This is a genomic window from Pseudomonas sp. CAN1 (genome assembly GCF_030462585.1).
In the GTDB taxonomy this organism is placed as follows: domain Bacteria; phylum Pseudomonadota; class Gammaproteobacteria; order Pseudomonadales; family Pseudomonadaceae; genus Pseudomonas.
The window spans coordinates 1-9,391 of sequence record NZ_JASMRU010000066.1 but is presented as its reverse complement, the minus strand read 5'-3'; the positions used below and the strand labels follow the sequence as shown (position 1 = coordinate 9,391).

Annotated in this window: 11 protein-coding genes; 6 read left to right on the top strand and 5 right to left on the bottom strand. The window is 68.4% G+C overall.

What is annotated here, in order from left to right:
* From QO207_RS30795 to QO207_RS30780, 4 genes are all read left to right on the top strand, one after another.
* On the top strand, positions 1-204 hold a 204-nt coding region (locus QO207_RS30795; protein WP_301536038.1), incomplete at its 5' end, for a chemotaxis protein CheW.
* Positions 204-1,016 (top strand): protein-glutamate O-methyltransferase CheR, encoded by an 813-nt coding sequence (locus QO207_RS30790; RefSeq protein WP_301536037.1) that lies wholly within the window; start codon positions 204-206, stop codon positions 1,014-1,016. The genes QO207_RS30795 and QO207_RS30790, both read left to right, overlap by 1 nt.
* Positions 1,013-2,065, top strand: a complete 1,053-nt coding sequence (locus tag QO207_RS30785; protein WP_301536036.1) for a chemotaxis response regulator protein-glutamate methylesterase — start codon at positions 1,013-1,015, stop codon at positions 2,063-2,065. Before QO207_RS30790 ends, QO207_RS30785 begins: the two co-directional genes overlap by 4 nt.
* A gap of 183 nt (positions 2,066-2,248) precedes the next feature.
* Entirely contained in the window at positions 2,249-2,896 is a 648-nt protein-coding gene (locus QO207_RS30780; RefSeq protein WP_301536035.1) for a response regulator transcription factor, read from the top strand.
* Positions 2,897-2,907: 11 nt separating this feature from the next.
* Here QO207_RS30780 and QO207_RS30775 read toward each other — a convergent pair whose 3' ends face one another.
* Both QO207_RS30775 and QO207_RS30770 read right to left on the bottom strand, forming a co-directional pair.
* Positions 2,908-3,924 (bottom strand): DNA topoisomerase IB, encoded by a 1,017-nt coding sequence (locus tag QO207_RS30775; protein WP_301536034.1) that lies wholly within the window; start codon positions 3,922-3,924, stop codon positions 2,908-2,910.
* Positions 3,925-4,001: 77 nt separating this feature from the next.
* Positions 4,002-5,225 carry an oxygenase MpaB family protein gene (locus QO207_RS30770; protein WP_301536033.1) on the bottom strand — a complete coding sequence of 408 codons (1,224 nt, stop codon included), beginning with the start codon at positions 5,223-5,225 and terminating at the stop codon, positions 4,002-4,004.
* A gap of 101 nt (positions 5,226-5,326) precedes the next feature.
* Here QO207_RS30770 and QO207_RS30765 point away from each other — a divergent pair, with 101 nt between their 5' ends.
* On the top strand, positions 5,327-5,935 hold the full coding sequence (locus tag QO207_RS30765; protein ID WP_301536032.1) for a TetR/AcrR family transcriptional regulator: 609 nt from the start codon (positions 5,327-5,329) through the stop codon (positions 5,933-5,935).
* 400 nt (positions 5,936-6,335) lie between these two features.
* Here the strand turns inward: QO207_RS30765 and QO207_RS30760 are convergent, their stop codons facing one another.
* Entirely contained in the window at positions 6,336-7,538 is a 1,203-nt protein-coding gene (locus tag QO207_RS30760) for an NAD(P)/FAD-dependent oxidoreductase (RefSeq protein ID WP_301536031.1), read from the bottom strand.
* Positions 7,539-7,863: 325 nt separating this feature from the next.
* Between QO207_RS30760 and QO207_RS30755 the strand changes: the two genes are divergently transcribed.
* Entirely contained in the window at positions 7,864-8,385 is a 522-nt protein-coding gene (locus QO207_RS30755) for an Rrf2 family transcriptional regulator (protein WP_301536030.1), read from the top strand.
* Here the strand turns inward: QO207_RS30755 and QO207_RS30750 are convergent.
* Positions 8,382-8,939, bottom strand: coding sequence for a cell wall hydrolase (locus tag QO207_RS30750; RefSeq protein WP_301536039.1), 558 nt, complete (start codon positions 8,937-8,939; stop codon positions 8,382-8,384). The genes QO207_RS30755 and QO207_RS30750 overlap by 4 nt on opposite strands.
* 269 nt (positions 8,940-9,208) lie before the next feature.
* On the bottom strand, positions 9,209-9,391 hold a 183-nt coding region (locus tag QO207_RS30745), incomplete at its 5' end, for an alpha/beta fold hydrolase (protein WP_301536029.1).

Genomic DNA, 9,391 nt, shown 5'->3' with positions numbered 1-9,391 from the left:
CTGGTGGTGGACGCGGTGGACGCGGTGCTCGACATCGAGGCCGGGAGCATCGAGCCGGCGCCGCCGTTCGGTGCCGGCATCCGTACCGAGTTCATCGCCGGCATGGCACGCAACGACGCGGGCTTCACCATCATCCTCGACGTGCGCCGCGCACTGTCGCTGGATGACATCTGCCAGCTCAGCCAACTGGCGCAGGCCAGCTGATGCCCGCCAGCAGCCTGCCGCGCCTGGGCGACGCGGATTTCCGCCGCCTGCAGCAGCTGATGCAGCAGGCCTCGGGCATTCGCATGGCCGAGCAGAAGCGCACGCTGATGGCCGGCCGCCTGATGTGCCGCCTGCGCGCCCGCCAGCAGAGCGACTACGGCGCCTACCTGCGGTTGATCGAGCAGCCCGCCGAGGAGGCCGAGCGGCGTCTGGTGGTGGACCTCTTGACCACCAACGAAACCTATTTCTTCCGCGAGCCGCAGCACTTCGACATCCTCGGCGACTGGGCGGCGCGCCAGGCCCGGCCGCTGCGCCTGTGGAGCGCGGCGGCATCCTCCGGGCAGGAGGCCTTCAGCATGGCCATGACCCTGGCCGAGCGCTGCGCGGCGGACTGGTCGATCCTCGCCAGCGACCTCAGCCAGCGCGTGCTGGAGAAGGGCCGACGGGCCATCTACCCGATGCAGCAGGCCGCAAACCTGCCTCGTGGCTGGCTGGAGCGCCACTGCCTGCGCGGCGTGGAGCAGAGCGAGGGGATGTTCCGCATCGGCCAGCGCCTGCGCGAGCGGGTGGAGTTCAGCGAACTGAACCTGGTGCGCGAGCTGCCGGCGGAACTGGGACGCTTCGACGCGATCTTCCTGCGCAACGTGCTGATCTACTTCAGTGGCGAGGAAAAGCGCGGCATCGTCGCGCGCCTGCTGGACAGCCTAGCCCCCGGCGGCCTGCTGTTCATCGGCCACGCCGAAAGCCTGCACGGGATGAACCTGCCCGTGCGCGCGGTGCGTCCGTCGGTGTTCGAGAGAGCACGCTCATGATCAAGGTGTTCATCGTCGACGACTCGGCGCTGGTGCGTCAGGTGCTGACCACCTGCCTGGGCAGCCATCCGGGCATCGAGGTCATCGGCCAGGCCGCCGACCCGCTGTTCGCCCTGGACAAGATGCGCCGCCAGTGGCCCGACGTGCTGGTGCTGGACGTGGAGATGCCGCGCATGGACGGCATCACCTTCCTGCGGCGGATCATGGCCGAGCGGCCGACGCCGGCGATCATCTGTTCCACCCTCACCGAGCAGGGCGCGGCGGTGACCCTGGACGCCCTGGCCGCCGGCGCCGTGGGGGTGTTCACCAAGGCCCGGCTGGGGCTGAAGGAAAGCCTGCAGCAGCTCTCCGGCGAGCTGATCCGCCAGATCGAGACGGCGGCGCGCAGCCAGCCACGCGCCATGCCGCAGCGCGTGGCGATACCGGCCGCGGCCGCCGCGCCCGCGATCGAAAGCCGGGCGACTCTGTCCACCACCGACCGCGTCGTCGCGCTGGGCACCTCCACCGGCGGCACCCAGGCGCTGGAGCAGGTGCTGCGGCAGTTGCCGGTGGATTGTCCGGGCATCGTCATCGTCCAGCACATGCCGGAGAAGTTCACCGCCGCCTTCGCCCAGCGCCTGGACGGCGTCTGCCAGATCGACGTGCGCGAGGCGCGGCACATGGACCGCGTCCGCCCTGGTCTGGCGCTGGTGGCGCCGGGCGGCCGGCACATGCAGCTCAAGCGCAGCGGCGCGCAGTACTTCGTCGAGGTGCTCGACGGGCCGCCGGTGAACCGCCACAAGCCCTCGGTGGACGTGCTGTTCCGCTCCGTCGCGCGGCATGCCGGGCACAACGCCCTGGGCGTGATCATGACCGGCATGGGCGATGACGGCGCGCGCGGCCTGCTGAGCATGCGCGAGGCTGGCGCGCGCACCCTGGCCCAGGACGAAGCCAGCTGCGTGGTGTTCGGCATGCCCAAGGAGGCGCTGCGGCTCGGCGCGGCCGAGGGCAGCGAGAGCCTGGGCAACCTGCCGCGGGCCATCGCCCGTTTTGCCCTGGAGGAGCGCTGAGGTGACCGTTCATGACATTGCAGCGAACCTTCCGCGCCGGGCGAACTCCGTGGAGGAGGGCCGGCCGGTGCGGAGTGTCCCCCGGCGGCTGCCACCTGGAGTGTTGTGGGAGGCACTTGCCATGAACCCGGAAAGGACGACTGCCCAGCGCCGGGAGCGCGCTTGCGGGTACGTCGCGATGCAATGACCTGCCGTCTGTTGCTGGCCGACGACCATGCGCTGATCCGCTTCGGCGTGCGTGCCATGGTGGCCGGGCTGGACGGCTACGAGATCATCGGCGAGGCGGAGAACGGCCCGCAGACCGTGCACCTGGCTCGCGAGCTGCAGCCGGACATCATCCTGCTGGATGTCTCCATGGACGGCACCAGCGGCCTCGACGCCCTCTGCGAACTGGGTAGCGCGGCGCCGGCAGCACGGGTGCTGATGCTGTCGATGCATACCGATGCCGAAGTGGTGCTGGCGGCGCTGGAGCGCGGCGCCCAGGGCTACCTGCTCAAGGACGCAGCGATCAGCGAACTGCACATGGCCCTGCGCGCGGTCGGTCGCGGCCAGCGCTACCTCAGCTCGGCAATCGCCGAACCGGTGATCGCCCAGGCACTGGCGCGGCAGAAATCGGCGGCCAACGACCCGGAGCTGACCCAGCGGCAGATCGAGATCGTCCGCCTGATCAGCCGTGGCACTTCCACCCGCGCCATCGCCGACGGCCTCGGCCTGAGCGTGAAGACAGTGGAGGCGCACCGTGCGCAGATCATGCGCCGGCTGCGTATCCACGACGTGCCGAGCCTGGTGTTGTACGCCGTGCGCGAAGGGCTGATCGACCCCAACGACTGAGCCGGCAGGCTTCAGTCGCCCCGCAGGAATTTCAGCAGGGTCGCTTCCTCAGCGCTGAGGCCCTTGAGCTTGCGCGCCTTGCGCAAGCTGGCCAGTTTCCCGGCGAGAAATGCCTCGATCACTTTCGGGTGCACATAGCACTTGCGGCAGATCGCCGGCGTGTTGCCCAGCTCTTCGGCGACCTTGCCGATGATCTCCTTGAGCTGCCGGTTGGCAGTCTTCTCGTCCTGCCACCGCGCCTTGCGGCAATGCTCTAGCGCCAGCGCGCTGCCGGCCCAGGTGCGGTAGTCCTTGGCGGTGAATTCCTCGCCGGCGTATTCGCGCAGGTAGGCGTTGACGTCCCGGGAGTCGATCATGTGCCGCTGGCGGTCCTCGTCCAGGTACTGGAACAGCTGCTGGCCGGGCAACTCCAGGCAACGCCGGAGGATACGCGCGAGGCGCGGGTGTTCGATGTCCACGCTGTGCTTCACGCCGCTCTTGCCACGGAAGGCGAAGCGGATGCGTGCGCCCTGCACCTCGACATGGCGGTTGTTCAGCGTGGTGAGGCCGAACGAGCGATTCTCCTTGCGGTAGCGCTGGTTGCCGACGCGGATCAGCGTGCAGTCGAGCAGCTCCACCACCGTGGCCATGACCTTCTCCGCGCCCAGGCCGGGTTGCGCCAGGTGTCGGTCGATCTGCGTGCGCAGGGCCGGCAGGGCGGCGCCGAAGCGCAGCAGGCGCTCGTACTTGGCACTGTCGCGCACCTCGGTCCAGCGTGCGTGGTAGCGGTACTGCTTGCGCCCGCGCAGGTCGCGGCCGGTGGCCTGCAGGTGGCCGAGCGGGTCGATGCAGATCCACACGTCGAGGTAGGCCGGTGGGATCGCCAGTTGGTCGATGCGTTCGATCTCCGCTTCCACGCGGATGCGCTCGCCGCCGGGGTCGAAGTAGGCGAAGCGCCCGCGCAGGCGGCGCCGGCTGATGCCGGGCAGGTTGTCGTCGACGTAGTGCAGGTCGGCTGGCAGGTCCAGCAGCTCGGACGGTGTGCTCACGGGCGGTTCCTCGGCGGCTCTCTTTCGAATGGAGCGCGAAACGGCCGTCCGAGTGCCGATTTTTTTCCGTGGCGACCTCAGCGGCGCACGTCTTCGACTGCCAGCTGTGCCGCCGCAACCAGGCGCGGATCGGCGCCGCCGAACAGCGTGCGCAGGTAGTTCTCCTGGCTGTGCAGGCCGCGGCGCACCAGCCAATTGCGGCCGCCGGGCAGGGCGCGCAGCAGGCAGTGGAAGAGCAGGCGCGGCGGCGCAGTCAGCACGGGATACCAGGGCAGGCTGAGGCTGGGCAGGCCCAGCGCGCGACGGCCCTCGGCGTCGATGAAGGTGCCGGCGATGCTCAGGTGGATGGCGCGGTTGAGCCGCCCGCGCAACCAGGCCAGATTGGTGTAGTGGCGCTGCAGCGGTTCGTCCACCAGCGCCTCACCGAGGATGCGGCTGCTGTCGTCGGCCGGCGCCTGGGACAGCAGGTTGTGGTAGAGCGCGCGGATCGCGTCGTGCTCCGTGTCATGCAGCCAGCGTCCCTCCACGCCCATCAGCCAGGCGATGTAGCGCCAGAGGTGGATGATCGCCTCGCGCTCACGGCGGCTGAGCACGACGCCCAGCAGGCGCTGGCCGATCAGGAAGATCGCCGAGAAGGCCAGGTAGGTCGCATGCATGTCGCCCTGGTTCACCGGCAGGCCGTCGTGGGCGAAGTCCCAGTCCTCCAGCCGCGACACTCGCCGGCGTACCAGGGCATGCACCAGCCGCACGTGCAGCGTGCTGCGATAACCCGCTGCGCCGAAGGCCATGCCGCCGGGGCGCGTGCAGTCGATCCACCATTTGGTGGTTTCGGCGACGCGGCGCTGTGGGCCTTTCTCCAGCGCCCCGGTGAGCACCAGGGTGCGGTTGATCCCGGAGGCCTGGTAGCCGGCGAGCAGGCCGAGGTCACGCAGCACGCGCATGCCGGTGAGGCCGGACAGCCCGCAGGCGCGGGCGCCTTCCTTAAGCCGCGCAGGGTCGACCCAGGTCGGTGGCGTTTCGACCTGGTCGAAGAAGGCTTTCAACGCTGCCGGGGCGTCGGGCAGGGTGTCGATGCCCTGGTCGAGCGCCTGCTCGTAAAGGCGCATGCCGTTGCCCAGGCCGACTTCGAACAGCCATTCCACCAGCGCGTCCATGGGCGCATCGCCGTCGTTTAGCGATTCGCCGATGGCCTGCCAGGTGGCAGCGTCCGGCTCGCACTCGCCCTGGATGAAGCGACGGACCGGGGCGGCGGTGCGACGGGCGCGTTGCAGGTCGGCGCCGTGGCGGGTGGGTGCGCTCATCGCTTCATACCTTGGTTGGTTGCCGGGTGGATTCCTCGAAGTACGCTATTGCGAGCAGTTGCTCGCATTCAACTCGCAACCGGCTCGCAGAGGAGAAGCCCATGATGAAGCAACCCACCCAGCAGCGCGCCAGTGAGATGGTCGCGGTGCTGGTCGAGGCGGCGGCGCTGGAGATCGGCGAGCGCGGCCTCGACGCGCTGACCACCAACCATGTGGCGCGCCGCGCCGGGGTCAGCGTCGGCTCGCTGTACCAGTACTTCGCCAACAAGGAGATGATCGTCGAGGCCCTGCTGATGCAGCGCGCCGAAGCCCTGATGGCGGTGGTACACCAGCGCGTCGCGCCCTTGCTCGGCGCAGACATCGGCAGCGTCACCCGCGCGGTGCTGGAGGGCATCTTCGAGCAGGTCGAGGGGGACGCCGCCCAGCGCGAACTGCTGCGCCACTGGCACCGGCTGAACTCCGCGCCGGTGTTCCAGACCCTGGAGCGGCAGATGGCCGAAATCTGTCGCCAGTACCTGCTGCGCCATTTCGACGACTACCGCATCGACAACCTGCCGGCGGTGCTGTTCGTGGTGATCAACTCGGTGCAGTACACCACCGCGCGTTACCTGGGCGAGTCGCAGCCGCTGCTGGGGCGGGAGGATGTGATCGATACCCTGGCGCGGATGGTCGAGTCGCTCTGCGCATCGCGCCCCCGGTCGAACCGGTAGGAGCGGAGCTTCTCCGCGATCCGCCGGCAGGCGGGCAGTTGGCCTGAGGGATTCGCGGACAAGGTCCGCTCCTACACACCGAGGCCCCGGCCAAACTTGTAGGAGCGAGCTTGCTCGCGAACCGCACGGCACCGGGGCTCGGCTGTTCGCGAGCAAGCTCGCTCCTACGAAAAGCGCGCGGCTCGCTGCGAGGCGTCAGGGAGGCACAACGTAGGATGGCGTGGAGCGCAGCGATACCCATCGTCAGGGTTGCCCGCCACGCCGGCAGCATGGGTATCGCTGCGCTCCACCCATCCTACGAAGAGTCTTCCGGGAAATACTGTGCGTGCAGGCAGAGCCAGATCCCGCCCAAGAAAAAGCCCCGGCAGGCTCACGCCAACCGGGGCTCGTTCAGGCGTCGTCAGGCCACGACAGGGATCATCGGGTCAGCCGCTGCCAGGGCGGTGGCGCGGTCGGCGGCCGGCGGGTAGATCCACACGGTGTTGATCTCGGTCTTGATCTTCTTGCCTTCCTCGCGCTGGAAGCGCACCTGGCGGTCCCAGCCCTCGGTGAACAGCGCGCCCCAGGCGCCCAGGTCCAGGCAGGTCACGTACTTCACCTGGCTGTAGGGGATGGGGGCCACGCCCAGCAAGTCGGCGGCGGCGTTGTTGCCGGCCGAGCGGCCCAGGGCGATGGCGTGCTGGCAGGTCATCAGCGCGTGGTTGCCGACATCGTCGGTGGCGGCATAGGCGGTATCGCCGGTGGCGAACACGGCGTCCTGGCCGATCACCTGGAGATTGCGGTCCACGTGCAGGCGGCCCTGGCGGTCGCGTTCGCCGGCGACCTGTTCGGTCAGCGAGCTGGCGCGCACGCCGGCGGTCCAGATCACCGTGCTGGCCTCGATGCGCTCGCCGCTGGAGAGGGTCACGCCGTTCGCGTCGATGGATTCCACCGCGGACTTCAGGCGCCATTCGATGCCCAGTTCGCTGGAGGCTTCGGCCACCACCGACTGCGAGGTTTCGCCCAGCGCGCTGCCGATTTCGGCACCACGGTCGACCACGATCACCCGCACCTCGGCATCGCTGCCCAGCACTTCCCGCAGGCGTGCCGGCATTTCCGCGGCGGTCTCGATGCCGGTGAAGCCACCGCCGGCGACCACCACGGTGTTGCGTGCGGCGGACTGCGGCTGCTGGTGCAGCGAGCGGATGTGGCTTTCCAGGCGTACGGCCTGGTCGATGTCGTCGACGTCGAAGGCGTGCTCGATGCCCGGCAGGGCGGGGCGAGCGACCTTGCTGCCGCTGGCGAGGATCAGGCGGTCAAAGCCGAGGGTGGCGACGTCGCCCTGGGCGTTGCGGTAGTCCAGCTGGCGGCCGTCGACGTCGATGGTCTCGACGCTGCCCTGGATGAAGGTCACGCCCACGGCGGCGAACAGCTCGCCCAGCGGCGCGGCCATCTGGTGCACGTTGGGCTCGTAGAAGCGCGGGCGGATGCGCAGTTCGGCCTGGGGAGCGAGGACCGCGACTTCGACGTCGCCGCGCTGGTGCAGGTCGAGCAGGCGAGTGGCGCTCAGGGCGCTCCACATGCCCGCGAAGCCGGCGCCGACGATCAGGATGCGTTGTTTCATGGTGCTCTCCGACGAAAAAAAGGATGGGTCCGAAAGGGGTTCCCGAGTGCCTGACATCGGAGCGGTTCGCTACCCGGCTTGCCTCGGAATAACTACGACTATATTTGTCGTAGTTATTCGGCGCAACCGATTTCTTCGACAAACTCCGACCGTTCGTCCCGGACGAGCAGGTGCAAATACTCGCGCTTCTGTTTATACGTGAGGCGCTACGGAGCGCTGGACGTCAGGGGCTACGAGTGACAGCTCGTCCGGTTGCATGCTTTAGTGCTTGCCGGCTGCCCTGGCGGGCGAGAGAATAATGCGACTGAAGTAGTCGGAGTTTGACATGGCTTTATACAGCGCAGGCGTCGAGTACGGCATTCATTGCCTGCTCTACCTCACCGACGAGAAGGGCGACAGCCGCGACTCCAGCGTACGCGCGCTGGCGGAACTGCAGGGCGTGCCCCAGGAGCTGCTGGCCAAGGTCTTCACCAAGCTGGCCAAGGCCGGGCTGGTGGCGGCCACCGAAGGCGTGCGCGGCGGCTTCCGCCTGGCGCGGCCGGCGGATGAAATCACCGTGCTGGATATCGTCAAGGCCATCGACGGCGACAAGCCGATCTTCGAATGTCGCGACATTCGCGGCCGCTGCGCGGTGTTCGAAGGCGCGCCGCCAGAATGGGCGACCTGCGGCACCTGCTCGATCCATGCGGTCATGCTCACCGCGCAGAAGCGCATGGAAGAAGCCCTGGCCCAGCACACCGTGCTCGACCTGGTACGCCGCGTCGGGCGCAAGGCGCCGCCGGAATTCGGCGATGCCGTGGTGCGCTGGATGGATGCCCAGCGCGACGGCTCCGCCACCGTCAACTAGCGCGCATCACCGCCGCGCGGCTTGTAGAAGACGAACTCGTCGGTCTCCGCCGTGCGGATGTATTCCTTCGCCCAGCTCGGCGAGACGTGGCGGTCATGGAAATACATGGCGCCACGGGTGCGGTCGCTCAACTGCTTGTTCAGCGCGCGGCGGGCGATTTCCTTGGCGATGTCATAGCGGTTCTTCTCCTCCACCTGGTCCGAACGGCCGTCGCACCACCAGGAGAACTGGCAGTGCTTCTGCGCCTGGCCCTGCTTCACCACCCCGCACACGGTATCCGGGAAGCCGCCATGGCCCATGCGGTTGAGCACCACGTTGGCCACTGCCTCCATGTCCGCCTTACCGCCGCCCTTGGCTTCCCAGTAGATGGTCCGCGACAGGCAGACGATGGCATCGTCCAGCGGCGCCTGGCCGGCCGGGTCGAGCGCCTTCACTTCAGCCTTGGTGATCGGCGCGGTGGTAGTCACCGCCGTGGCTGGATGTGCGACCTGCTGCTCCAGGACTTCCGCCTTGGTCACGGCGGCCTGGGCTTTCTCGTCGGTGGAAGTGCCGATGTCGGCGGCGAAGGAGGTGCCGGCAGCGAAGAAAGAGGGCGCCCACAGCGTGAGCAGCAAGAAGGGAAGCCATTGAAGGCGGCACATGATCGAACCTACCTGCGCAGCGAAATCAAACCAACCACCGCACCCAGGAATGTGAGCCGGCGGCGTTCTTCAGGCCGCTTCGGGATGAAGCGACTGCGCCTGGTCGATGTGACCGGGCGCCCGCAGATTTGATTCAACTTTCCAGCCAGACGGTAGACGCCTGATCTCGCGAATGACAGGGCCTAGGGCCGATGTTGGCGGAGGAAGTCTGCGACCACCTCCAGTACGACAGCCGGCTGTTCGCGGTGCGGTACGTGCCCGCATTCGGGCAGCAGCTGCAGCACGCTCGGTACGCCGGGCAGGGAGGAGATGCGTTGCGGGTGCGTGGCCGAGCCGTACTCGTCCTGCTCGCCGTGCAGGCTGAG

Excerpts from the sequence above, each read along its gene's own strand:
- QO207_RS30790 (WP_301536037.1), top strand. The coding sequence starts at position 204 with ATGCCCGCCAGCAGCCTGCCGCGCCTGGGCGACGCGGATTTCCGCCGC.
- QO207_RS30755 (WP_301536030.1), top strand. The coding sequence starts at position 7,864 with ATGGCTTTATACAGCGCAGGCGTCGAGTACGGCATTCATTGCCTGCTC.
- QO207_RS30760 (WP_301536031.1), bottom strand. The coding sequence starts at position 7,538 with ATGAAACAACGCATCCTGATCGTCGGCGCCGGCTTCGCGGGCATGTGG.
- QO207_RS30765 (WP_301536032.1), top strand. The coding sequence starts at position 5,327 with ATGATGAAGCAACCCACCCAGCAGCGCGCCAGTGAGATGGTCGCGGTG.
- QO207_RS30770 (WP_301536033.1), bottom strand. The coding sequence starts at position 5,225 with ATGAGCGCACCCACCCGCCACGGCGCCGACCTGCAACGCGCCCGTCGC.
- QO207_RS30780 (WP_301536035.1), top strand. The coding sequence starts at position 2,249 with ATGACCTGCCGTCTGTTGCTGGCCGACGACCATGCGCTGATCCGCTTC.
- QO207_RS30785 (WP_301536036.1), top strand. The coding sequence starts at position 1,013 with ATGATCAAGGTGTTCATCGTCGACGACTCGGCGCTGGTGCGTCAGGTG.